Origin of the sequence: Serratia sp. 2C06, assembly GCF_050037615.1 — a bacterium.
Classification (GTDB): domain Bacteria; phylum Pseudomonadota; class Gammaproteobacteria; order Enterobacterales; family Enterobacteriaceae; genus Serratia; species Serratia ureilytica.
In genome coordinates, this window is record NZ_CP188299.1 from 1,475,890 (window position 1) to 1,498,210 (window position 22,321).

A 22,321-nucleotide genomic window follows, 5' to 3' on the forward strand; every position below is an offset into this window, starting at 1 on the left:
CCCCTCGCCGGTGTGACTGTCAACGGAGACGACTTATGCTGAAAAATATGAAAATAGCCACCTGGCTGATGTTAATGCTGTTGCTGCTGGGCTTGATGCCCATGGGAACCGGCGCCATCGCCTTCTATTTCATGCAGCAAAACGGCCACAGCATCGACAGGATGAGCACCTTCTCCGACGAGGAAGCGGCGCTGAACCGCAGTTGGCGTGCTTTGCTGCAAACGCAGACGCTGATCGACAACATGGCGTTCGAGCGCTGGGCGCAGACCAGCAGAGCCGATATTCAACAGGGTATCGATGAGGCGCGCGGTGAGCTGCGCAGCGCCGACGTCGCTTTCAATCTGTTTTGGGAGACGCCGGGCCTGACGGTATCGCGCCCGGATCTGGGCGAGGCGATGAAAAAGGTCTATCTGGCGCAGCAGGCGGTGCTGAAGCAAGAACTGACGCTGTTGGCCGACACGCCGCAGGCGGCGCTGATCGAGCGGCTGCACGCCATGGCGGCAGAGAAGCGCCAGGTGCGCCAGCGGCTGGATAACCAGTTTGCCGACTACATGCGGGCCACGGTGGCCGCCCACCGTCTGGCAGTGGAAGAGGCGGAGCAGACCCAAAAAGTCTTCGCCCGTCTGCTGAGCGGCACCCTGGCGGCGATCCTGCTGCTGCTGGTCGCCGTGCAGCGTGATTTCCGCCGGCGCTTGATTCTGCCGCTGCGCCAGATCGCCGAACATTTGCAAAAGGTTGGGCGCGGCGATCTACGTAGCGAGATCGCGGTACGCAACAACAATGAGATCGGCATGCTGTTCGCCAGCCTACGGACGATGCAGCAGGAGCTGAGTGCCACCGTGCAGCAGGTGCGTGACGGTGTGGAGTCGATCAACCACGGTACGCACGAGATCGCCGTCGGCAACGCCGATCTCTCCAGCCGCACCGAAGAACAAGCCAGCGCGCTGACGGAAACCGCCGCCAGCATGGAGCAGATCACCGCCACGGTGCGGCAAAACGCCGATAACGCCACTCAGGCCGCCGGCATGGTCAATCAGACCGCCGCCATTGCCCGCAACGGCGAAACGCTGATGGCCAGCGCGGTCGACAAGATGCGGGCGATCAACGACAGCGCGCGTCAGGTGGGGGATATCACCAGCGTGATCGACGGCATCGCCTTCCAGACCAACATTCTGGCGCTGAACGCCGCCGTCGAGGCCGCGCGTGCTGGGGAGCAGGGGCGGGGTTTTGCGGTGGTAGCTGGCGAAGTGCGCAATCTGGCGCAGCGCTGCGCGACTTCGGCCAAGGAGATCAGCGGTCTGGTCGACGGCGTAACCGGCGATATCGCCGCCGGCGTGCGGCTGGTGGAACAGGCGGGCGAGACGATGAATGCCATCGTCGGCTCGGTGAACCAGGTGACGTCGCTGATGGATAACATCTCCTATGCGTCGGAAGAGCAAAGCAAAGGCGTCGAGCAGGTCGGGGTAGCGGTGACCCAGATGGATCAGGTGACCCAGCAGAATGCCGCCCTAGTGGAGGAGGTGGCGACCACCGCCGTCGGCGTGGAGGAACAGGCGGCCCTGCTGGCGCAGGCGGTGGCGGTATTCAAACTGGCGGAGGGGGAACCGCGTCAGGGCGAAGAGCTGGCGCAGGCATCGGCGGCCGTTGCCGGTTGGGTATAACGCCGCCGCACTGTATTTGATGATATTTTTGCCGCCCGGGGCGATTTAGCTGGTAAACTGGTAAGTCATCAGCTGTCGCTCAAGACGTTGGCCCGCTCGCGTGGCAACGGATGCTTAAGAGATGGCATCGCTTTCTGATATACCCTATGAATTTCAAGTTGTAGCTAGGCGGCCAGCTCGTGAGTCCCCAGGCGCTTACTTGAGTAAGTAACTGGGGTGAGCGAGTGCAGTCAACAACGCTACAGCTTGAAAGGCGACGGGTAGAAGATTTTGCGTAATTCTCAACATCGAATGGGGAACAAGATGCGGATTAAAGCCTTACTGGGTCTTTCGGCAGCGATGCTGCTGGCGGGTTGCAGCACCACTCATGAACTGACCGCTGCGGGTCAGCAGATCAAGTTCACCGACAGCAAGCCGGCGGCGGAATGCCAGCTGCTGGGGGAAGTGACCGGCACCCAGAGCAACTGGCTGTCCGGCAACGGCGGTGAAGGCAGCTCCATGCGCGGTGCGGCCAACGATCTGCGCAACAAGGCAGCGGCGATGGGCGGCAACGTCATTTACGGCGCCAACAGCCCAAGCCAGAACCTGCTCTCCAGCTTCGCGCCGCTGGACAGCAAAATGGTCGGCCAGGTTTACAAGTGCCCGTAAGGCGCTGAGGCCTAACGCCGCGAAGAGATAAAAAAAGAGGAATGCCACGGCATTCCTCTTTTCGTTTCGTCGAGCCCTGTGGCGCGCGCGTCACTCCTGCATCAGGCGCAGGTCGATCGGCGTTTTGCTCGGTTCGCCGCCTACTTCACGCGTCAGGCGCGGCACCAGATAACCGGACACCTTGCTCAGCAGCGCCTGCATGATGACGCGCGCTTCATCGTCGCTGACCATGAAATGCGCCGCGCCCTGCACCTTGTCCAGCACGTGGATGTAATAGGGCAGGATGCCGGCGTCGAACAGCGCGTTGCTGAGCGCCGCCAGCGTATCGGCATCGTCGTTGACGTCGCGCAGCAGCACGCTCTGGTTGAGCAGCGTGACGCCGGCGAGGCGCAGCTGGGCCATGGCGCTCTGCAGCTCGCGGTCGATTTCGTTGGCGTGGTTGATGTGCGTGACCATCAGCACCTGCAGGCGCGAGGCCGACAGCAGGCGGCACAGCGCCGGCGTAATGCGCGCCGGGATCACCACCGGCAGACGGGTGTGAATGCGCAGGCGTTTCAGGTGCGGGATGGCCTCCAGCTCGCCGACCAGCCACTCCAGCTCGCTGTCTTTGGCCATCAGCGGATCGCCGCCGGAAAAAATGATCTCGTCCAGTTCCGGGTGTTGGCGGATATAATCCAGCGCCTGCCGCCAGTTGTTCTTGTTGCCCTGATTATCCTGATAGGGGAAGTGACGGCGGAAACAGTAACGGCAGTTGACCGCACAGCCGCCTTTGACCAGCAGCAGCGCGCGATTGCGGTATTTGTGCAGCAGGCCCGGCACCACGCTGCGCTGTTCATCCAGCGGATCGGTGGTGAACCCTGGGGCGTTGATGAACTCCTCTCTGGCGGTCAGCACCTGGCGCAGCAGCGGGTCGTTGGCATCGCCGGGGCGCATGCGCGCAGCGAAGGCGCGCGGCACGCGCAGGGCAAACAGCCGACGGGCATCGCGCCCCTGCGGCAGTTCCGGGTGCGTATTCAGTGACAAAAGCTGCAGTAATTCATCGGGATCGGTAATAACATCGGCGAGTTGATGCAACCAATCTTCTCTATGTGCCGTACTTTGGGTTATAATGTGTGCCATTTTTTTGGCTAAGCTACCAGTTCAAATATTCAGAGGGCCATCATGGCGACTTATTCTAGCAACGATTTCCGTCCGGGTCTTAAAATCATGTTCGAGGGCGAACCTTACGCCGTCGAAGCCAGTGAGTTCGTTAAGCCGGGCAAAGGCCAGGCGTTCGCGCGCGTGAAAATGCGCCGTCTGCTGACCGGCACCCGCGTGGAAAAAACCTTCAAGTCTACCGATTCTTGCGAAGGCGCAGACGTGATGGACACCAACATGAACTACCTGTACAGCGACGGTGAGTTCTACCACTTCATGCACCCTGAGTCTTTCGAACAGCATCAGGTTGACGGCAAAACCGTCGGCGACGCGGCCAAATGGCTGCAGGATAACGCAGAGTGCATCATCACCCTGTGGGATGGCCGTCCAATCGCCGTTCAGCCGCCAAACTTCATCGAAGCGGAAATCACCGATACCGATCCTGGCCTGAAAGGCGATACAGCAGGGACTGGCGGCAAGCCGGCTACCCTGAGCACCGGCGCCGTGGTAAAAGTGCCGTTGTTCGTCCAGATCGGCGAAGTGATCAAGGTTGACACTCGCTCTGGCGAATACGTCTCTCGCGTTAAGTAAGTTTCAAAACAGAGGAACCCCCGCGGTTCCTCTGTTTTATCCCATCCCCGTTCGTTGGCAGAAAATCCGCATGTTCAAGAAAACGCTGTTGGCCGTGCTCTCCCTGTTGTTCCTTTTCTCCCTCAGCAGTTGCAATACGTTTCGCGGTTTCGGCGAAGACGTTCAGCATCTCGGCGGCGCCATCTCCCGCACGGCCAGCTGATCCCGCCTTTAACCCGATGTATTTGCGCCACAAAGCCGGTCACGATCCCACACCCTCCGTCAATTTTGACTACGCTTAGAAAGCCGTACTTTTTCATCAACGACAAATAAGGACTTTCTTATGCTGAAGAAAAGTATTATCGCGATCTTCTCTTTGATGATTTTGAGCTCGCTGACCGCCTGCAATACCACCCGCGGTGTGGGTGAAGACATTCAGGCCGGCGGCAAGGCTATTCAGCGCAGCGCGGAATAATCCGCATTCCACCCGGCGGCGTTCCGGCTGCGGAGAGCCGCCACATTTCTATCCCTTGCCTGAGCGTTAACGCTGCTGCTATCCTGCCGCAGTGCGGGTGAGGTTACCCGTCATGCATCACCTCGCTAAACGGGACGACCCGTTTACGCGTCATTTTATCGGGGACGACCCCAGTGGTAGGGAGGCCGTCTCATGGCCTGGATTATTCTGCTTATCGCCGGTTTGCTCGAAGTGGTTTGGGCTATCGGTCTGAAATACACCCACGGTTTTACCCGGCTGACGCCGAGCATCATCACCATCGCCGCGATGGTGGTCAGCATGTTGCTGTTGGCCAACGCCATGAAAACGCTGCCCGCCGGCACCGCCTACGCGGTGTGGACCGGCATCGGCGCGGTGGGCGCGGCCATCATGGGCATGGTGCTGTTGGGCGAATCGACCAATATCGCGCGCATCATCAGCCTGTGCCTGATCGTGGTCGGCATACTCGGGTTGAAGTTCAGCAGTCACTGATCGGCGGACTGCTGCACCCAGATCAGCTTGTCGGTGGCGAAACCGTAGCCTTTGGCTGTCTGCAATAAGCGGTCGCGCACGGCGGCGTCAAGCGTCGGCGTGCGCGACAGGATCCACAGATAGTCGCGGTTCGGGCCGCAAACCAGCGCGTAGCGATACGCCGGATCCAAGGCAATGACGTTGTAGCCGCCATAGAAGGGGCCGAAGAACGACACTTTCAGCGCCGCGACCTGCGGTGAACCGATAAAGTAGGCTTTGCCTTCGCTTTCTTGCCATTGCTGTTTTTGCGGATTGAAGCCGCGATTGATAACTTTCAGCCCGCCGTCGGCGCGCGGGCTGTAATGGGCGGTCACCTGCTGCAAACCGCGTTCAAAACGATGATCCAGACGTGCGATCTCATACCAGGTGCCGAGATAGCGCTGGCTGTCGAAATTGTTCACGACCTTGATGTCTTTAGGCGGGGAGACGCTGCAGGCGACGGAGAGCAGTGCGGAAAGCATGACGCAAAGCTTTGACCATAAACGCATCGGTGACTCCTGTTTACCGGGGGCGAGTAGACAGTGTAGCCGATGAGAAAAGGGCGGCCAACGGGCGTTGGCCACCCGAGCGGTTTACAGAGTGACGACGCCGATGACGGTGACGACGCTGAGGATTGCCGCCAGACCGTAGAACACCCACTTGCCGGCCGGCACGTGGATCTTCAGATCGTGCATCGCATGGTGGATGCGGTGCAGGCCGCACCACAGCGGCAGAATGATCATCAGCAGCAGGAACAGGCGGCCGATCAGGCTCTGGCAGAACGCCAGCACGCGCTCGTAACCCAGCGCTTCACCGGGGAACAGCCCCAGCGGCAGCAGAATGCCGACCAGCAGTACGATAGCCGGCGCGACGATCGCGCCCCACATGCCGCCGGCGCCGAACAATCCCCAGAAAACCGGCTCGTCGGAGCGTTTAGGTGCTTGATTTATCATGTTTCCTCCGGATTAGAACAGGGCCACGGCCAGGATGACCACGCTGACGACGATCGTGACGGCCCACAGCCCTTTCACGATGGGGCCCGGTCCCATTTTCTCGCTGTTGACCACGATATTGGCGGCCTTCGGCGCCAGATCGAACCAGGTTTTGGTGTGCAGCGCCGCCGCCAGCAATGCGACGACGTTGATTAACAGCACCAGCGGATTCTGCAAGAAACCGACGAAGCCGGCCCAGCTCTCGGCGCCGCCCTTCAGCGCGAACACGCCGTAGAGCAGCACGATGCTGAACCAGACCGCCAGCACCGAGGTGCCTTCGCGCAGCATGTAGAAACGGTAGAAGCCGAGCTTTTGCCACCAGGTGGGCGTCATGGTGCGCACATAGGGCTTACGTTGAGTTGTCATGGCAATTTTCTCCCTTATTGCGGCTTCAACATGGCGATCATGAAGTCTTTGGCGCTCTCCACCTTGCCTTGCTGGATAGCGGCGGCGGGATCGACGTGTTTCGGACAGACTTCGGAGCAATAGCCGACGAAGGTGCAGCTCCAGACGCCGTTTTGGCCGTTGAGCTGCGGCATGCGCTGTTTCTTGCCGTGGTCGCGGTTGTCCAGGTTATAGCGGTGCGCCAGCGTGATCGCCGCCGGGCCGATAAACTCGGGGTTGAGGCCGAACTGCGGGCACGCCGCATAGCACAGGCCGCAGTTAATGCAGCCGGAGAACTGGTGGTATTTGGCCATCTGCGCGGGAGTCTGCACGTTCGGGCCATCCTCCGGTTTGCGATCGTTGCCGATGATGTACGGTTTGATCGCCTCCAGGCTTTCGATGAAGTGGGTCATGTCGACCACCAGATCGCGCTCGATCGGGAAGTTGCCCAGCGCTTCGACCTTCATGCCGCCGACGTAGTCGCGCAGGAAGGTTTTGCACGCCAGCTTCGGCACGCGGTTGACCATCATGCCGCAGGAGCCGCAGATCGCCATGCGGCAAGACCAGCGGTAGGAGAGGTCCGGCGCCAGGTTATCCTTGATGTAGCCCAGCGCATCGAGCAACGAGGTCTGTTCGTCGTAAGGCACGGCGTAAGTGACGAAATGCGGCTCGGCGTCGCTTTCCGGGTTATAGCGCATGACTTCGATCTTCAGGGTTTGCATCTCAGCCATTTGCCTGCTCCTTATTCTTTTTCTCCTGCGCTTCGGCTTCTGCGCCGTAGACGCGTTTGGCCGGCGGCAGCTTGGTGATTTTCACGTCGCTGTATTCAAGACGCGGCGCGCCCTGCGGATTGTGGAATGCCAGCGTATGCTTGAGGAAGTTGACGTCGTCACGCTCGGTGCAGCCTTCGTCCAGGCGCTGGTGGGCGCCGCGCGACTCTTTGCGGTTAAATGCGGAGTGCGCCATGCATTCAGCGACGTCCAGACCATAACCCAGCTCGATGGTGTACAGCAGATCGGTATTGAACACGCTGGTGTTGTCGGTGATTTTGACGCGCTTGAAACGTTCTTTCAGCTCGGCCAGCTTATCGATGGTTTTTTGCATCAGCTCCGGCGTGCGGTAGATGCCGCAGCCTTCTTCCATCGACAGCCCCATTTCGTCGCGGATCTTCGCCCAGTTTTCGTTGCCTTCCTGCTTCATCAGGTTGCCCAGGCGGGTTTCGACGTCGCGGGTTTGCGCATCCAGCGCGCTGCCGTTGGCCGGCGCGGTTTCCAGCGCGCGGCGCGCCGCGTGCTCACCGGCGACGCGGCCGAACACCACCAGTTCCGCCAGCGAGTTGGAGCCGAGGCGGTTGGCGCCGTGCAGGCCGACGGAGGAGCACTCGCCGACCGCGAACAGCCCCTTGATGCGGGTTTCACAGTTCTGGTCGGTTTCAATGCCGCCCATGGTGTAGTGCGCGGTAGGGCGCACCGGGATCGGATCTTTCACCGGATCGACGCCGACGTAGGCTTTGGCCAGTTCACAGATGAACGGCAGCCGCTCCAGCAGCTTTTTCTCGCCCAGGTGGCGCAGATCGAGGTAGACCACGTCGCCGCGCGGGGTGGCGATGGTGCGGCCGGCGCGCCATTCGTGCCAGAAGGCCTGGGACACTTTATCGCGCGGGCCCAGCTCCATGTATTTGTTCTTCGGCTCGCCCAGTGGGGTTTCCGGGCCCATGCCGTAGTCTTGCAGGTAACGGTAGCCGTCTTTGTTCACCAGAATGCCGCCTTCGCCGCGGCAGCCCTCGGTCATCAGGATGCCGGAACCGGGCAGGCCGGTCGGGTGATACTGCACGAACTCCATGTCGCGCAGCGGTACGCCGTGGTGGAACGCCATGCCCATGCCATCCCCGGTCACAATGCCGCCGTTGGTATTGTAGCGGTAAACGCGCCCGGCGCCGCCGGTGGCCATCACCACCGCGTTGGCGCGGATCTGCACGCGGGTGCCTTCCATCATGTTGAGCGCCACCAGGCCGCGCGCCTGGCCGTCATCCACCAGGATATCCAGCACGAAGTGCTCGTCGAAGCGTTGGATTTGCGGGTATTTCAGCGAGGTCTGGAACAGGGTGTGCAGCATGTGGAAGCCGGTCTTATCGGCGGCGAACCAGGTGCGTTCGATCTTCATGCCACCGAAGCGCCGCACGTTGACCGAACCGTCCGGTTTACGGCTCCACGGGCAGCCCCACTGCTCAAGCTGGGTCATCTCGCGCGGGCACTGATGCACGAAGTGATCGACCACGTCCTGCTCGCACAGCCAGTCGCCGCCGGCGACGGTGTCGTGGAAGTGATAGTCGAAGGTATCGTGATCCTGGGTGACGGCGGCGGAGCCCCCCTCGGCGGCGACCGTGTGGCTGCGCATCGGGTAGACCTTAGAGATCAGCGCGATTTTCAGTTGGGGATTGGCTTCCGCTGCGGCTATTGCTGCACGTAAACCAGCGCCCCCGGCCCCAATAATGGCAAGATCGGCGTTAAAGGTTTGCACTGCATTCCTCCAATGTTCTTGTTAAGAACGGCAAGTTAAATATCTATGCTTAAAATTTAGCGAACTCTTCGGGTGCTAACTAATTGAACCGATTAATGTTGCTTAAAGGTTAAGGATAGATATCTCCCACCACTAATGGGGAATTAACTATACCTAAAGTTAAGTAGTCGAAATTTGATGTGATCGATTGTTTTGTCGATTAACGCTTGCCCGGCAGGCTTGTCTGTTTTTTTGCGCGTTCGGCCGGCTTTACCCTTTTTAACGCGCTTTTGCCGCCCTTTTATCGGAAATTGGCGTTATCGCCGGTTGCGCATCGTGAAGAATTTGTTTGGCTGCAAGGATGCGAGTAGACTGCATCCCCTGTTTGATTTCGGAGTTAATTACCATGAGCGAAACGGCAAGCTGGCAGCCTAGTGCACCCATCGCCAATTTGTTGAAACGCGCAGCGATTCTGGCTGAGATCCGGCGTTTCTTCGCCGATCGTGGCGTGCTGGAAGTTGAGACGCCCACCATGAGCCAGGCGACGGTCACCGACGTTCACCTGTTCCCGTTCGAGACGCGTTTCGTCGGGCCGGGAGCGGCAGAGGGCCTGACGCTATACATGATGACCAGCCCGGAATATCACATGAAGCGCCTGTTGGCGGCGGGCAGCGGCCCGATCTACCAAATGGGGCGCAGCTTCCGCAATGAAGAAGCCGGGCGGCATCACAACCCGGAATTCACCATGCTGGAGTGGTACCGTCCGCACTACGACATGTACCGCCTGATGAATGAGGTGGACGATCTGCTGCAACAGGTGCTGGACTGCGAGAGCGCGGAGACCCTGTCCTATCAGCAGGCGTTCCTGCGCCATCTGGACATCGATCCGCTGTCGGCGGAGAAGGCGCAGCTGCGCGAAGCGGCGGCCAAACTCGATCTGAGCAACATCGCCGATACCGAAGAAGATCGCGATACGCTGCTGCAGCTGCTGTTCACCGTGGGCGTGGAACCGCATATCGGCCGTGAAAAACCGGCGTTCGTGTACCACTTCCCGGCCAGCCAGGCGGCGTTGGCGGAGATCAGCACCGAAGACCACCGCGTGGCGGAGCGTTTCGAGGTGTACTTCAAGGGTATCGAGCTGGCGAACGGTTTCCGCGAGCTGACCGACGGCCGTGAACAACAGCAGCGCTTCGAGCAGGACAACCGCAAACGCGCGGAGCGCGGCCTGCCGCAGCAACCGATCGACTACAACCTGTTGGCGGCATTGCAGCACGGCATGCCGGAGTGTTCCGGCGTGGCGCTGGGCGTGGATCGTCTGGTGATGCTGGCGCTGGGCGCCGAGAGCCTGAGCGACGTATTAGCCTTCCCGGTCGGGATCGCCTGACGTTTCAGGCGGCGAAAAAGCAAAAAGGGGGTCGGCATTTGCCGACCCCCTTTTTTATCGCGAGAAGCGCTTATAGCCCCCCGGCGTCGCGCTTGGTGTTCGGCGCCGGCGTGGACGGCGGCGTGCGGCCGTTGTTGGTTAGCCGCGACAGCGTCTCGGTACGCACCTGGAACGGCGGGTACGGCAGCGTGATGCCGTGCTCGCGGTAGCCCGCCAGGATCAGTTGGTGGATCTCATGGCGCAGCGGCATACGGTGGCCCATCTCGGCGGCGTAAATACGCATCTCGAAGATCTGAATGCCTTGTTGCAGATCGACCAGATAGACCTCCGGCGCCGGGTTATCCAGCACCAGCGCGCAGCGCTCGGCGGCGTTCATCAGGATCTTGGTCACTTCTTCGCTGTTGGCCTCGCCCGGCGCCGGTACGGTCAGCACCACACGGGTCAGGGTATCCGACAGCGACCAGTTGACGAACTGCTCGGTGATAAACGCTTTGTTCGGCACGATGATCTCTTTGCGGTCCCAGTCCGAGATGGTGGTGGCGCGGGTATTGATCTTGGTGACGGTGCCGGTCAGATTGCGGATCGTCACGGTGTCGCCGATGCGGATCGGTTTCTCGAACAGGATGATCAAGCCGGAGATGAAGTTGGAGAAGATCTCCTGCATGCCGAAGCCCAACCCCAGACTGAGCGCGGTAACCACCCACTGCAGTTTCGACCATTCGATGCCGATCCAGGCAAAGCTGAGCACCGCGCCGAACAGCAGCAGCAGGTACTTGGTGATGGTGGTGATGGCGTAGCCGGTGCCCGGGGACAGATCCAGGTGCTGCAGCACCGCCAGCTCCAGCAGCGCCGGCAGGTTGCGCACCAGCTGCATGGTGATGATCAACACCAGAATGGCGATCAGAACCGCGCCGAGGGTGATCGGATGGGCGGTTTCCACGCCGTTCACCGTCGAGGTTACGTCCCACAGCGAGATGTTTTCCAGGAAGGCGAACGCGGAGTGGATCTCCGACCACAGTACGATCACCGACACCAGCGCGATCAGCGTCAGGATCGAACGCACCAGCCGCAGCGACTGGGCGCTGATGGTGTCCAGATCGAAGTCCGAATCGTCCGGATCGATGGCGCCTTCGGTGCTGTTCGGGGTATGTGAAGTTTCGTCTTCGCCGCGGGCGCGCTGGGCCAGAATGTCGGCGCGGCGCTGCTTGGCGCGATCGAAGGCGATGCGCCGCCGCTGGATCAACATCCAACGGCGGATGATGTGGTAGACGACCAGCAGCAGGAACCAGATCGCCACCGAAGTTTCCAGACGCGCCAACAGCGCCTGCGCGGTGGTGAGGTAACCGACGGTCGAGGCCAGCGCCGCCAGCAGCGGCGCCGACAGCAGCAGCCCCCAGAAGGCGCTGTTGAGCATGTTGTCGCCGGAGCCGTTTTTATCCAGATACAGCGGAATGCCGGCGCGTTTCAGGCTGTGGGTGACCAGCGCCAGCGCCAGACACAGCAGGATGAAGCACAGCCGCCCCAGGGTGTTGGCGAACTCGCGTTCTTTCAGGCTATCGAAGGTGATCAGCGCCATGATCAGCGGCACGATCAGCCAGATCGACATCTTGTAGTAGCGCATGGCGCGCGAAACCTGCTTCGCCGGCCAGCGGAAGTGCACGATGAACAGCCCCTGCGGGTGGGCGAAGGCGGCGCAGATCATGCAGATCCACAGGATCGGCAGCGTGGCGGTTACCCCTTTGCCGATCGCTTCCGCCACCGGGTAGTTCCAGGCGCTTTGCAGGCCGTAACCGAGCGCGGCCCACAGCACCGGCAGCGGCATCGCCACCAGAATCGACCAGAACACGGTGCGCACCGTCAGGAAGAATTCGTCCTGCGTCACCTTGCCGACGCGGCTGCTCGCGCGCTCGAGGAAGGCGTGGTAGTGCTTGCGCGAGCTGATGCTGAAAATCACCAGCAGCAGGGCGCCGAAGATCGGGATCAGCGTTTCGCGGCTGGTCACCATCATCATGAAGGCGCCGCCGAGTTGAGACAGCGTGTCCAGCGACAGGACGCGCGTCAGATCGTGCGCCACGTTGAGCGGGTAGGAGAAGTTGATCGGATTGACGTCCGGCACCCAGAACAGATAGCGGTGGGTGGCATCGCGAATTTCGTTCAAGGCTTCGATCAGCTGGGTGTTGGCCACCTTCAGCTTGGTCAGCTCGAGGATTTGGGTGTCGCAACCGGACAGCAGCGAATTGAGCAGCTCGCGCTGGGTGCGCAGCTGGGCATCGACGATGCGTTGCTCCTGGTTGGTCAGCGCGCTGCCGTCGTCGCGTTTGAATTCGCGCTGCGACAGTTTTTCCAGCTGGTTTTCAAACTGCAGGCGCTGCACGCGCAGTTGGGCCATGTCGCCGTCCAGCTGTTGCGGCTTGGGCATTTCCGGCAGTGTCGCCACCTGGGCGCGCAGGGTTTCCCCCAGCGCCGACGACGAACCGAGCCACTGGGCCTGCTCGATGATGGTGCTCAGCGCCTGGCGCACCTGCAGCGTCTGCGCCGCCGCCTGCCGCTGCTGCGATGAAATCAGATCCATGCGCTGCGCCTGGCTGTTCAGCGCGGCGGACAGTTCGCGGTTGATCTGCAGCTGCTGGCTGATGCTTTTTGGCAAATCGCCGTTCTGCTCGGCTAACTGCTCGGTTTTTTCCAGCGCCAGCTCTGCTTCGCGTTGGCGTTGGGCGTTGAGGTTATTGCGCAGCGCCTGCAGCTGAACGTCTATTTTCTCGTGGCGCTTTTTATAGACCTCGGCGCGCATGCGCGCCAGCTCCTGACGGTTGTTGGCCGACAGCTGCGCCAGCTCCAGCTCGTCCACTTTGGCTTTGCGCGCCGCGGCTTCGGTCTGCAGCAGGGCCAGGGCGGCCTGCGCATACGGCGTGGTCGGGTTGGCGGGCTGCGCCTGCAGGCGGCGCTGCACTTCCGTCAGCGCACGGCGGGCGTCGGTCTGCTGCTGCGGCAGCTGGCCGAGCGAATCGCTGATCTCCCGCGTGCGATCCTGTTCTTGCTGCAGCAGGCGCGCCTGTTCCAGCAGCAGGCTGCTGGTTTGCAGGATCTGCTGTTCCAGCTCGGCGGCCGGCAGATCGTCGCCGTTAGGCAGGATCTTGTTGCTTTCCAGCACCAGCTGACGGCGCAGCTCCTGCGTCATCTTCGGAAAATCGTCGATCACCCTCTGATACTGCTCGGAGCGAGTCTGCGACTCTTTGCGCTCCGTCAGCCAGTTGAGGGCGCTTTGCAGCGCCTCGGTGGTTTCCGCCTGATTCGGCGCGTTTTTGCTGCTTTCCGCCTGCTTCAGCTCCTGTTTGAGCTGGGTCTCGGTCGGCACGGGGGCGGCCAGCGCCGGTTGCCACAGCAGGCAACCGAGCAAAAGCGTGATGAAAAGGCGCACGGCGTCGATTCCTTTAGAGCGGGGTCTGTGGCGTTTCAGCGGCGGCCGGGATTTCGGCGAAGGCTTCACCCATGCGGGTGACGGTGCCGTTATGCAGCTGCGGCGCAAACTGCACGCTGCCTGCGGTAAACAGGTTGATCACCGTGGAGCCGAGTTTGAAACGGCCCATCTCGGCGCCTTTTTCCAGCGCGATGGCGCCTTCTTCGCCGGCGGCCGGGTAGGTCCAGCGCTTGATGATGCCTTCGCGCGGCGGCGTGACGGTGCCGGCCCAGACGGTTTCGATGCTGCCGACGATGGTGGCGCCGACCAGGATTTGCACCATCGGCCCAATGTCGGTGTCGAATACGCAGATCACGCGCTCGTTGCGCGCGAACAGATTAGGCACGTTGGCGGCGGTGAGCGGGTTGACCGAGAACAAATCGCCCGGCACATAGATCATTTCGCGCAGCACGCCGGCGCACGGCATGTGTACGCGGTGATAGTCGCGCGGCGCCAGATAGGTGGTGGCGAACAGGCCGTTGCGGAACGGCTCGGCCAACAGATAGTTGCCGGCCAGCAGCGCTTCGAGGCTGTAGTGGTGGCCTTTGGCCTGGAAGATTTGATCGTCGCGGATCGGGCCGAGCTGGCTGATGGCACCATCGGCAGGCAGCGCCAGCCAGTTGGCGTCGGCGACGATGGGGCGCGCGCCGTCGCGCAGCGGGCGCACGAAGAAATCGTTGAAGGTGGCGTAAGACGCCAGGTCCGGATTTTGCGCTTCCTGCATGTCCACGCGGTAGAAGCGGGCGAAGGTTTTGACCACCAGTTGGGTCAGCCAGCCGGCCCGTTTGTCGGCGCCCCAGCCCGCCAGGCGGGTCAGCGCCAGCTTCGGCAGCCAATATTGCAGTTTAATCTTGATGCTATCCAGCACGTTAACCTCGTGAATCAGGGTAAAGGGCGCGCATTGTAACGAGGGCTCCGCCGTCGTCAATGCTCGCTCGTCAGTGTCAGTCTGCGGCGTCCGTGAAGTTCTTGCGAACCTTCACCTGCGCCATGCTTTCCAGAATACGGTGATAGTTGTCGAACCGCTCTTGCGCGATATCGCCTTTCTCCATCGCCGCGCGAATGGCGCAGCCGGGATCGGTATCGTGGCGGCAGTCGCGGAATTTGCAACCGCCTAAATAATCACGGAATTCGACAAAGCCGCGGGTGATTTGTTCCGGCTCCAGGTGCCACAGGCCAAACTCGCGCACCCCCGGGGAGTCGATCACGTCGCCGCCGTGCTGGAAATGGTACAGCCGCGCGGCGGTGGTGGTATGTTGCCCGAGGCCCGAGACGTCGGAAACCTGATTTACCAGAATTTGCTCTTCAGACGGCGGCAGCAGCGCGTTCAGCAAGCTGGACTTGCCGACCCCGGACTGACCGGCGAAGATGCTGATGCGCCCGGCCAGCGCCTGTTCGAACTCCGCCATGCCTTCCCGCGTTTGGCTGGAGACTTCCAGCACCCGGTAGCCAATCTTGCGATAGATATCCATCATGCCGTCGACCAGCTTGCGCGCTTCGGCGTCCAGCAGGTCAATTTTGTTGAGCACGATCAGCGGCTCGACTTCGAGCGTTTCGCAGGCCACCAGATAACGGTCGATGATGTTCAGTGACAGCTCGGGCAGGATCGCCGACACGATGACGATCTGATTGATATTGGCGGCGATCGGCTTCACGCCGTCATAGAAGTCCGGGCGCGTCAGCACCGAGGTGCGTTCGTGCACCGCTTCCACAATGCCTTTTACCCCTTCATGGGCGCCCAGGCCGGGGCGCCACACCACGCGATCGCCGGTCACCAGCGAACGCAGCGTGCGGCGGATGTTGCAGCGGTGCTGAGTGCCATCCGGCGCCTCAACGTCGGCGTGCATGCCGAAACGGCTGATGACGACGCCTTCCTGCGGCTCGCCCAGCTGGGAATCATCCGGTTCCGGTTTGTTATCGGCGCGCTTCAGACGGCGCTGATGGTTCGCCTGCACGCGGCGTTGCTGACCTTTGGACAGTTTGTTCTTACTCACTGCGCCTCACTTGAATCGGTTTTATACCTTTACGTATACGCACAGCCGCGGCGGGGGACTTGCCCCGGGCGCAGCCTTGAACCCGTCAGGGTATATGTCGCCCATGGCGACCAAAAAGACTATGATACACGCTATTTTATATTAAATAACCGTTGTTAGCCGCCGGCTGCGGCGCGTCGCCATCGGCGGCGGCCGTCGTCTCGTCCGCACAGCGTTTTTCTCTCGGCTTTTAGGCAGGAAACATCATGACAGCAAACGAAAATAACCTGATTTGGATCGATTTGGAGATGACCGGGCTGGATCCCGAGCGTGACCGCATTATCGAGATCGCCACGCTGGTCACCGACGCCAATCTGAACATCCTGGCGGAAGGGCCGGTGATCGCCGTGCACCAATCCGACGAGCAGCTGGCCTTGATGGACGAGTGGAACGTGCGCACCCATACCGGCAGCGGGCTGGTGGAGCGGGTGAAAGCCAGCCGGCAGGACGATCGCGCCGCCGAGCTGGAAACCATCGCCTTCCTGCAGCAATGGGTGCCGGCCGGCAAATCACCGATCTGCGGCAACAGCGTGGGCCAGGATCGCCGTTTCCTGTTCCGCTACATGCCGGAGCTGGAGGCCTACTTCCATTACCGCTACCTGGACGTCAGCACGCTGAAAGAACTGGCGCGCCGTTGGAAGCCGGAAATTCTCGGCGGCTTTAAGAAGCAGGGCACCCATCAGGCGCTGGATGACATCCGCGAATCGGTGGCCGAACTGGCTTATTACCGCGAACATTTCATTCAGCTTTAAGGCGATGGCGGCCTCTGCGGGGAAAAAACGCCGTTTTTAGCCGCTTAATTCGCCAATCTGGCGCTTTAATCGGCAATCAAACAAAAATCGCGTTTTTTTGCTTTCAGGGGCTTGCGACAAAAAGGATTTCTCGTATAATGCGCACCCCGTACCGATGAAGAATTTCGTAACGTTCCACCATCGATACGCCGGGCGGGAATAGCTCAGTTGGTAGAGCACGACCTTGCCAAGGTCGGGGTCGCGAGTTCGAGTCTCGTTTCCCGCTCCAAATTCAACAATGTCGCGATGCGGCATGATGAATAAATAAAGCAGTATCAAGCAGTACCTATGCGACGCGGGAATAGCTCAGTTGGTAGAGCGCAACCTTGCCAAGGTTGAGGTCGCGAGTTCGAGCCTCGTTTCCCGCTCCAAAAATTCAAAGGTCACGCCAGTGTTTGGTGACCGGATGCCAAAAGCATCTCAATGCGGGAATAGCTCAGTTGGTAGAGCACGACCTTGCCAAGGTCGGGGTCGCGAGTTCGAGTCTCGTTTCCCGCTCCAATTTTCTCTTCGTTTCAAACTCAAATCCAACGCCTTCTCCGGCGCGGGTTTTTGTCCCGTTTTACACACCTGCTAAAAACGTTGTGAACAGAGTTATCCACAGCCTCTGTACATAAACCCGCCAGCCTGAAAAATCAACGTCATACAAATTAAATATTTATATATTTGATTTATAAGCTTATTTATTTATCCCAAAACGTTATGCCGATCACTTGCTCTTTTTGTTGCAGTTGAAAGACAACGTGTTTTTATTTTTATGCACAAATCCACAGAGTGAGATTTCGGGCGATACGCCCGCGCGGCGCACCCCGTCAGGCATCCCTTGGCAAACCTTTTTCCACAGCCCGTATCAACCGTTTTTTCTGCGCCGTTTGCACCTCGATGCCCTGTGCTTCACGGCGAGCGAGCTGTTGCGCCAGTGCCCAGTGGATATGTTCGTCCAGCATGGCGTCCTGGCCCAAACGCGTGCGCAGCGCGAGCACGATGCTGTCCTCATAAGGCGCATTGCCCAGCGCCACGGCGATATTGCGCAGCCAGCGCAGGTGACCGATGCGGCGTATCGCCGAGCCTTCGGTGATGCGCAGGAATTTTTCTTCCGTCCAACTGAACAGATCGATCAGCTGCGGCGCATGCAGCGCGGCGCGCGGGCTGAAATCGTCTTCGTCGGTGAGTTGCGAAAATCGGTTCCACGGGCAGATCAGCTGGCAGTCGTCGCAGCCGTAGATACGGTTGCCGAGAAGCGGCCGGAATTCCTCCGGGATCGCGCCTTCCAGTTCGATGGTCAGATAGGAAATGCAGCGCCGGGCATCGACGGTGTAGGGCGCGACGATGGCCCCGGTCGGGCAAGTGGTGATGCAGGCGACGCAGCGGCCGCACTGCTCTTCCTGCGGCTGATCCACCGGCAGCGGCAGGTCGATCAGCAGTTCGCCGAGGAAAAACCAGGATCCGGCTTCGCGGTTAAGAATTAGTGAGTGTTTACCAACCCAGCCGATGCCCGCCTTGGCGGCCAGCGCGCGCTCCATGACCGGCGCCGAGTCGACAAAGGGGCGGAAATTCAGTTCGCCGCAGTAGGCCTGGATCTGATCGCCCAACTTTTTCAGGCGCTGACGCAACAGCTTGTGATAATCGCGCCCCAGCGCATAGCGGCTGACGTAGCCCAATTGCGGGTTCTGCAGGGTGCTGGCGAACGCCGCCTTGGCCGGCAGATAGTTCATGCGCACGCTGATCACCCGCAGCGTGCCTGGCAACAGCTCGTGAGGGCGTGCGCGCAGCATGCCGTGGCGCGCCATCCACTCCATCTCGCCGTGGTACTGTTTGTCGAGCCAGGCCTGCAGCTTCGGCTCTTCCAGGCTGAGATCGGTATCGCAGATGCCAACCTGCTGGAATCCTAGCGATTGCCCCCATTGCTTGATATGTTGGGCGAGTTGATGGAGATCGAGGGGGTGCGTCATGACGGGCCACAGTGAAAAAGCATACGCTGACAGTTTACCACACTCTGTCTGGCCTGCGGATTGGATCCGTCGTTCGGAACCTGCGGCGGCGGCCTCGCTCGGTCTTTCTCTTTACGATTTAATGCTGCGCGCCGGTCAGGCGGCCTACGTACTGGCGCGCGACACTTATCCCTGCTGCAACCACTGGCTGGTGCTCTGTGGCCACGGCAACAACGGCGGCGACGGCTATGTGGTGGCGCGTTTGGCGAAGGCGGCGGGCGTGCAGGTGACGGTGATCGCCTGCGAAGGCGCACGCCCTTTGCCGCCGGAGGCCGCAGCGGCCCGCGAGGCCTGGCTGGCCGCCGGCGGCGATATTCTGCCGGCGAACAGCCGCTGGCCGGCATCCGTCTCTCTTATTATCGACGGTCTGTTAGGCACCGGCCTGGGCAGTGCGCCGCGTGCGCCTTACGATGCGCTGATCGAGGCCGCCAACCGCCATTCGGCGCCGGTGGTGGCGCTCGATATTCCGTCCGGGCTGCTGGCGGAAAGCGGCGCGGCGCCGGGCGCGGTCGTGCGTGCCGCGCATACCGTCACGTTCATTGGCCTCAAGCCGGGCTTGCTGACCGGGCAGGCGCGCGACTGGGTCGGGCAACTTCATCAGAATACGCTAGGCTTATCGGATTGGTTGGCGAAGCAACCGGAACAGATTCAGCGGCTTACCGCCGAGGCGTTGCCGCGCTGGCTGCATCCGCGGCGCCCCTGCGCCCATAAGGGCGAGCATGGCCGTCTGCTGCTGGTGGGCGGCGACCGCGGATTCGGCGGCGCCATTCGCATGGCGGCGGAAGCGGCGCTGCGCAGCGGGGCTGGATTGGTGCGAGTGCTTACTCACATTGAGCACGTCGCGCCGCTGCTGGCGGCCAGGCCGGAGTTGATGGCGCAGGCGCTGGACGAGACGGCCTTGCGGCAGGCGATGCAATGGGCGGACGTGCTGGTGATTGGCCCGGGGCTGGGCCAGGCTGAGTGGGGCAAAAACGCCTTGAACGTGCTGCAAACCAGCGATAAACCGGCCTTGTGGGACGCCGATGCGCTGAACTTGCTGGCATTAAATCCCGAGAAACGGCAGAATCGCGTGATGACTCCGCATCCCGGAGAGGCGGCGCGGCTGTTGAGCTGCAGCACTGCCGACATCGAGAGTGATCGCTTACTTGCCGTGCGTAACCTGACGGCGCGCTACGGCGGCGTGGCGGTGCTGAAAGGCGCCGGCACGCTGATCGCCGATGAGCAGGGCCAGATGGCGATCGCCGACGTCGGCAATGCCGGCATGGCCTCCGGCGGCATGGGCGATGTGCTGTCGGGCATCATCGGCGGTTTGCTGGCGCAAAAGCTCTCGCTGTATGATGCCGCCTGTGCGGGCTGCGTCGTACACGGCGCGGCCGGCGATCGCGTAGCGGAAAGACAAGGAACAAGAGGCATGTTGGCGACCGATTTACTGCCGGACATCCTTCATTTCGTTAACCCTGAGTGGGCAAAATAGACTTTATCGAATGAAAGAACTCGTTTTACCTCTGCCGGACGAGGCAGCGACTGTCGCTTTGGGCACCACTTTGGCCAAGGCCTGCGATCGCGCCAGCGTCATCTATCTCTACGGCGACCTGGGCGCCGGTAAAACCACCTTCAGCCGTGGCTTCCTGCAGGCGTTGGGGCATCAGGGCAATGTCAAAAGCCCGACCTACACGCTAGTGGAGCCCTATGCCTTGCAGCCCTTGGCGGTATATCACTTCGATCTGTATCGCCTGGCCGATCCGGAAGAGCTTGAATTTATGGGCATTCGCGATTACTTCGCGCAAGACGCCATCTGCCTGGTCGAATGGCCACAGCAGGGCACCGGCGTGCTGCCGGAGCCGGATCTGGCGCTGCACCTCAGCTATCAGGGCGAGGGGCGAGAGGCGAAGATCGAGGCGATTTCTGCTTACGGCAGCCAGCTGTTAGACCGTATTCATGGATCACAGGGATGATGCTGCAATGACGCATGCGTTGAAAAAATTTGCGGTCATCATGCTGATCGCCGTGCTGGGGCCGCTCGGCGCGTTGAGCGCGCTGGCGGCGTCCTCGCTGTCCGATATCAAAGTGTCCAACGCCCAGCGCGAAGCGACGGTGTCGGTGAGCTTCAATGGCCCGCCGGACTACGCGTTTTTCCCGCTGCACGGCCCGGAGCGCGTGGTGCTGGACGTCAACCAGAAAGGCAAGGTCGGCGGGCTGCCGCTCAATTTCAGCGGCCAAAACCTGGTGAAAAGCATTCGCTCCAGCGCGCCGAAAGACGCTCAGAGCGTGCGCCTGGTGTTTGATCTGACTCAGCGCGCTAAAACCCGCGTCTCCACCCGCCAGAACGGCGGCGTGCACACCGTGGTATTCACCCTTACGGCCGAAGGCGGCGTCAATACCGTGGCGCGTAAAGCGCCGGTCCAAACGCCTGCGCCGGTCGCCGTCAGCCAACCGCCGCGTCAGGCGCCGGTCGCGGTGCGTGAAGCGCCGGAGCCGCCGCTGCGCAAAGCGCCGACGGGATCGAATCCCTTTACCAATAAACAGAGCGTTGTCGCGGGCACCGCCACTGAGGTGACGCCGCGCAGCAGCCGCGTTTCCGCCGGTTCCGGCGATCGGGTGGTAGTGGCGATTGACGCCGGCCACGGCGGCCAGGATCCGGGCGCCATCGGCCCGAGCGGGTTGAAAGAAAAGAATGTCACTATCGCCATCGCGCGCCGCCTGCAGGCGATGCTGGACGCCGATCCGCAGTTCAAGCCGGTGCTGACACGTAACGGCGACTATTTTATTTCGGTGATGGGGCGTTCCGACGTTGCGCGTAAACAGGGCGCCAACGTGCTGGTCTCCATCCACGCCGACGCCGCGCCAAACCGCAGCGCCAGCGGGGCTTCCGTCTGGGTGCTGTCCAATCGCCGCGCCAACAGCGAAATGGCCGGTTGGCTCGAACAGCATGAGAAGCAGTCCGAGCTGCTCGGCGGCGCCGGCGACTTGCTGGCCAACAGCCAGGCCGATCCTTATCTGAGCCAGGCGGTGCTGGATCTGCAGTTCGGCCACTCGCAGCGCGTTGGCTACGATGTGGCGGTGAAGGTGCTGCAGCAGCTGCAGAGCGTCGGATCGTTGCATAAACGCCGGCCGGAACACGCCAGCCTGGGCGTGCTGCGTTCGCCGGATATTCCATCGCTGCTGGTGGAAACAGGATTTATCAGTAATAGCACGGAGGAGCGGCTGCTGGGCAGTAGCGCGTATCAGGAGAAGATTGCCAAGGCCATTCATAACGGCCTGCGCAGCTACTTCCTGGCGCATCCGCTGCAAGCCGACCCAAAGGTGGAAAACCGACCGCTGGACGTCGCAGCGGCGGTTAACACCTCAACACCAGACGTGCGCCAGCCTGAGCCTATCGTCAGCTCGGCCGGCGCGAGCCGCAGCGTAAGCGGCAAGACCCAGATCCACGTGGTGAAACGGGCGGAGACGCTGTCCGGCATCGCCGACAGCTACGGCACGACCATGGCGGCGCTGCGGGATCTGAACAAACTGAAGAAAGACGGCGTGTGGGTCGGGCAACGCCTGAAGGTGCCGGCGGGGAAAACCGCCGCCGTCACCGCCGTCGCCAAAGCGAAAACGCCGGCGAAGAAGCCGTCTAAACATAAAGTGGCCCGCGGGGACACGCTGTCCTCCATCGCTTCTCGCTACGGGGTCAGCGTCGGCGATTTGAAACGGGTCAATAATCTGAAGTCGGACGTCGCGCCGCTGGATCGGACGCTGACCATTCCGCAGGCCTAGCGCCACCGCTAC

The 22,321-nt window shown here is 61.2% G+C and carries 21 protein-coding genes and 3 tRNA genes; 14 read left to right on the forward strand and 10 right to left on the reverse strand.

The window, feature by feature from the left end:
• The first annotated feature begins 35 nt into the window (after window positions 1–35).
• Entirely contained in the window at window positions 36–1,661 is a 1,626-nt protein-coding gene (locus tag ACP3TA_RS07360) for a methyl-accepting chemotaxis protein (RefSeq protein ID WP_060660045.1), read from the forward strand.
• A 303-nt stretch (window positions 1,662–1,964) separates the two neighbouring features.
• Window positions 1,965–2,309 carry a DUF4156 domain-containing protein gene (locus tag ACP3TA_RS07365; protein WP_025305007.1) on the forward strand — a complete coding sequence of 115 codons (345 nt, stop codon included), beginning with the start codon at window positions 1,965–1,967 and terminating at the stop codon, window positions 2,307–2,309.
• Window positions 2,310–2,399: 90 nt separating this feature from the next.
• Here ACP3TA_RS07365 and epmB read toward each other — a convergent pair whose 3' ends face one another.
• A complete protein-coding gene (gene epmB, locus ACP3TA_RS07370; protein ID WP_042783506.1) occupies window positions 2,400–3,428 on the reverse strand; it encodes an EF-P beta-lysylation protein EpmB in 1,029 nt (342 codons plus the stop codon).
• 42 nt (window positions 3,429–3,470) lie between these two features.
• Here epmB and efp point away from each other — a divergent pair, with 42 nt between their 5' ends.
• The 4 genes from efp to sugE all read left to right on the forward strand — a co-directional run bounded on the left by efp (window position 3,471) and on the right by sugE (window position 5,001).
• Window positions 3,471–4,037 carry an elongation factor P gene (gene efp, locus ACP3TA_RS07375; RefSeq protein WP_004929666.1) on the forward strand — a complete coding sequence of 189 codons (567 nt, stop codon included), beginning with the start codon at window positions 3,471–3,473 and terminating at the stop codon, window positions 4,035–4,037.
• Window positions 4,038–4,107: 70 nt separating this feature from the next.
• Window positions 4,108–4,239 carry an entericidin A/B family lipoprotein gene (locus ACP3TA_RS07380; protein ID WP_004929667.1) on the forward strand — a complete coding sequence of 44 codons (132 nt, stop codon included), beginning with the start codon at window positions 4,108–4,110 and terminating at the stop codon, window positions 4,237–4,239.
• 120 nt (window positions 4,240–4,359) lie between these two features.
• On the forward strand, window positions 4,360–4,491 hold the full coding sequence (locus tag ACP3TA_RS07385; protein ID WP_004929668.1) for an entericidin A/B family lipoprotein: 132 nt from the start codon (window positions 4,360–4,362) through the stop codon (window positions 4,489–4,491).
• Window positions 4,492–4,683: 192 nt separating this feature from the next.
• Window positions 4,684–5,001 (forward strand): quaternary ammonium compound efflux SMR transporter SugE, encoded by a 318-nt coding sequence (gene sugE / locus ACP3TA_RS07390; protein WP_004929669.1) that lies wholly within the window; start codon window positions 4,684–4,686, stop codon window positions 4,999–5,001.
• Here sugE and blc read toward each other — a convergent pair.
• The 5 genes from blc to frdA all read right to left on the reverse strand — a co-directional run bounded on the left by blc (window position 4,995) and on the right by frdA (window position 8,915).
• On the reverse strand, window positions 4,995–5,528 hold the full coding sequence (gene blc / locus ACP3TA_RS07395; protein ID WP_047025073.1) for an outer membrane lipoprotein Blc: 534 nt from the start codon (window positions 5,526–5,528) through the stop codon (window positions 4,995–4,997). The genes sugE and blc overlap by 7 nt on opposite strands.
• 84 nt (window positions 5,529–5,612) lie before the next feature.
• Window positions 5,613–5,972, reverse strand: a complete 360-nt coding sequence (gene frdD, locus ACP3TA_RS07400; RefSeq protein ID WP_004929672.1) for a fumarate reductase subunit FrdD — start codon at window positions 5,970–5,972, stop codon at window positions 5,613–5,615.
• Window positions 5,973–5,984: 12 nt separating this feature from the next.
• Window positions 5,985–6,377: a fumarate reductase subunit FrdC gene (gene frdC, locus ACP3TA_RS07405; protein WP_025305010.1), complete on the reverse strand. Its 393-nt coding sequence runs from the start codon at window positions 6,375–6,377 to the stop codon at window positions 5,985–5,987.
• Window positions 6,378–6,391: 14 nt separating this feature from the next.
• Window positions 6,392–7,126 (reverse strand): succinate dehydrogenase/fumarate reductase iron-sulfur subunit, encoded by a 735-nt coding sequence (locus ACP3TA_RS07410; protein WP_033648713.1) that lies wholly within the window; start codon window positions 7,124–7,126, stop codon window positions 6,392–6,394.
• Complete coding sequence (gene frdA, locus ACP3TA_RS07415) at window positions 7,119–8,915, reverse strand: fumarate reductase (quinol) flavoprotein subunit (protein ID WP_047573004.1); 1,797 nt, start codon at window positions 8,913–8,915, stop codon at window positions 7,119–7,121. The genes ACP3TA_RS07410 and frdA overlap by 8 nt, the downstream gene beginning before the upstream one ends.
• A 385-nt stretch (window positions 8,916–9,300) precedes the next feature.
• Between frdA and epmA the strand changes: the two genes are divergently transcribed.
• Window positions 9,301–10,278 (forward strand): elongation factor P--(R)-beta-lysine ligase, encoded by a 978-nt coding sequence (gene epmA / locus ACP3TA_RS07420; RefSeq protein WP_004929681.1) that lies wholly within the window; start codon window positions 9,301–9,303, stop codon window positions 10,276–10,278.
• A 70-nt stretch (window positions 10,279–10,348) separates the two neighbouring features.
• Here the strand turns inward: epmA and mscM are convergent, their stop codons facing one another.
• The 3 genes from mscM to rsgA form a co-directional block, all read right to left on the reverse strand.
• Complete coding sequence (gene mscM, locus ACP3TA_RS07425) at window positions 10,349–13,696, reverse strand: miniconductance mechanosensitive channel MscM (RefSeq protein WP_033641615.1); 3,348 nt, start codon at window positions 13,694–13,696, stop codon at window positions 10,349–10,351.
• Between the two features lie 13 nt (window positions 13,697–13,709).
• The gene (gene asd / locus ACP3TA_RS07430) at window positions 13,710–14,603 is read right to left on the reverse strand and encodes an archaetidylserine decarboxylase (RefSeq protein ID WP_033641616.1); all 894 of its coding nucleotides are present in this window, start codon (window positions 14,601–14,603) and stop codon (window positions 13,710–13,712) included.
• Window positions 14,604–14,679: 76 nt separating this feature from the next.
• Window positions 14,680–15,729 (reverse strand): small ribosomal subunit biogenesis GTPase RsgA, encoded by a 1,050-nt coding sequence (gene rsgA, locus ACP3TA_RS07435; RefSeq protein ID WP_033641617.1) that lies wholly within the window; start codon window positions 15,727–15,729, stop codon window positions 14,680–14,682.
• Between the two features lie 245 nt (window positions 15,730–15,974).
• Between rsgA and orn the strand changes: the two genes are divergently transcribed.
• The 4 genes from orn (at window position 15,975) to ACP3TA_RS07455 (ending at window position 17,060) form a co-directional block, all read left to right on the forward strand.
• Window positions 15,975–16,520 (forward strand): oligoribonuclease, encoded by a 546-nt coding sequence (gene orn, locus ACP3TA_RS07440; protein WP_033641618.1) that lies wholly within the window; start codon window positions 15,975–15,977, stop codon window positions 16,518–16,520.
• A gap of 192 nt (window positions 16,521–16,712) precedes the next feature.
• Window positions 16,713–16,788, forward strand: a tRNA-Gly gene (locus tag ACP3TA_RS07445).
• Window positions 16,789–16,854: 66 nt separating this feature from the next.
• Window positions 16,855–16,930 (forward strand) — tRNA-Gly (locus tag ACP3TA_RS07450).
• Window positions 16,931–16,984: 54 nt separating this feature from the next.
• Window positions 16,985–17,060 (forward strand) — tRNA-Gly (locus tag ACP3TA_RS07455).
• A 311-nt stretch (window positions 17,061–17,371) separates the two neighbouring features.
• Here the strand turns inward: ACP3TA_RS07455 and queG are convergent.
• Window positions 17,372–18,511 (reverse strand): tRNA epoxyqueuosine(34) reductase QueG, encoded by a 1,140-nt coding sequence (gene queG, locus ACP3TA_RS07460; RefSeq protein ID WP_046688096.1) that lies wholly within the window; start codon window positions 18,509–18,511, stop codon window positions 17,372–17,374.
• On the opposite strand from queG, the gene nnr reads away from it, so the two are divergent.
• The 3 genes from nnr to amiB are packed head-to-tail and all read left to right on the forward strand — an operon-like array spanning window position 18,510 to window position 22,309.
• A complete protein-coding gene (gene nnr / locus ACP3TA_RS07465; protein ID WP_060660039.1) occupies window positions 18,510–20,024 on the forward strand; it encodes a bifunctional ADP-dependent NAD(P)H-hydrate dehydratase/NAD(P)H-hydrate epimerase in 1,515 nt (504 codons plus the stop codon). The genes queG and nnr overlap by 2 nt on opposite strands.
• Before the next feature lie 10 nt (window positions 20,025–20,034).
• Entirely contained in the window at window positions 20,035–20,505 is a 471-nt protein-coding gene (tsaE, locus tag ACP3TA_RS07470; RefSeq protein WP_025305017.1) for a tRNA (adenosine(37)-N6)-threonylcarbamoyltransferase complex ATPase subunit type 1 TsaE, read from the forward strand.
• Between the two features lie 7 nt (window positions 20,506–20,512).
• Window positions 20,513–22,309: an N-acetylmuramoyl-L-alanine amidase AmiB gene (amiB, locus tag ACP3TA_RS07475; protein ID WP_123062087.1), complete on the forward strand. Its 1,797-nt coding sequence runs from the start codon at window positions 20,513–20,515 to the stop codon at window positions 22,307–22,309.
• Window positions 22,310–22,321: the final 12 nt, after the last annotated feature.

Bases quoted from the DNA above. Each gene is read 5' to 3' on its own strand.
- ACP3TA_RS07380 (WP_004929667.1), top strand. From the start codon at position 4,108: ATGTTCAAGAAAACGCTGTTGGCCGTGCTCTCCCTGTTGTTCCTTTTC.
- amiB (WP_123062087.1), top strand. From the start codon at position 20,513: ATGACGCATGCGTTGAAAAAATTTGCGGTCATCATGCTGATCGCCGTG.
- epmA (WP_004929681.1), top strand. From the start codon at position 9,301: ATGAGCGAAACGGCAAGCTGGCAGCCTAGTGCACCCATCGCCAATTTG.
- orn (WP_033641618.1), top strand. From the start codon at position 15,975: ATGACAGCAAACGAAAATAACCTGATTTGGATCGATTTGGAGATGACC.
- ACP3TA_RS07360 (WP_060660045.1), top strand. From the start codon at position 36: ATGCTGAAAAATATGAAAATAGCCACCTGGCTGATGTTAATGCTGTTG.
- efp (WP_004929666.1), top strand. From the start codon at position 3,471: ATGGCGACTTATTCTAGCAACGATTTCCGTCCGGGTCTTAAAATCATG.
- ACP3TA_RS07365 (WP_025305007.1), top strand. From the start codon at position 1,965: ATGCGGATTAAAGCCTTACTGGGTCTTTCGGCAGCGATGCTGCTGGCG.
- sugE (WP_004929669.1), top strand. From the start codon at position 4,684: ATGGCCTGGATTATTCTGCTTATCGCCGGTTTGCTCGAAGTGGTTTGG.
- blc (WP_047025073.1), bottom strand. From the start codon at position 5,528: ATGCGTTTATGGTCAAAGCTTTGCGTCATGCTTTCCGCACTGCTCTCC.
- frdD (WP_004929672.1), bottom strand. From the start codon at position 5,972: ATGATAAATCAAGCACCTAAACGCTCCGACGAGCCGGTTTTCTGGGGA.
- frdC (WP_025305010.1), bottom strand. From the start codon at position 6,377: ATGACAACTCAACGTAAGCCCTATGTGCGCACCATGACGCCCACCTGG.
- nnr (WP_060660039.1), top strand. From the start codon at position 18,510: ATGACGGGCCACAGTGAAAAAGCATACGCTGACAGTTTACCACACTCT.
- queG (WP_046688096.1), bottom strand. From the start codon at position 18,511: ATGACGCACCCCCTCGATCTCCATCAACTCGCCCAACATATCAAGCAA.
- epmB (WP_042783506.1), bottom strand. From the start codon at position 3,428: ATGGCACACATTATAACCCAAAGTACGGCACATAGAGAAGATTGGTTG.
- ACP3TA_RS07385 (WP_004929668.1), top strand. From the start codon at position 4,360: ATGCTGAAGAAAAGTATTATCGCGATCTTCTCTTTGATGATTTTGAGC.
- tsaE (WP_025305017.1), top strand. From the start codon at position 20,035: ATGAAAGAACTCGTTTTACCTCTGCCGGACGAGGCAGCGACTGTCGCT.
- ACP3TA_RS07410 (WP_033648713.1), bottom strand. From the start codon at position 7,126: ATGGCTGAGATGCAAACCCTGAAGATCGAAGTCATGCGCTATAACCCG.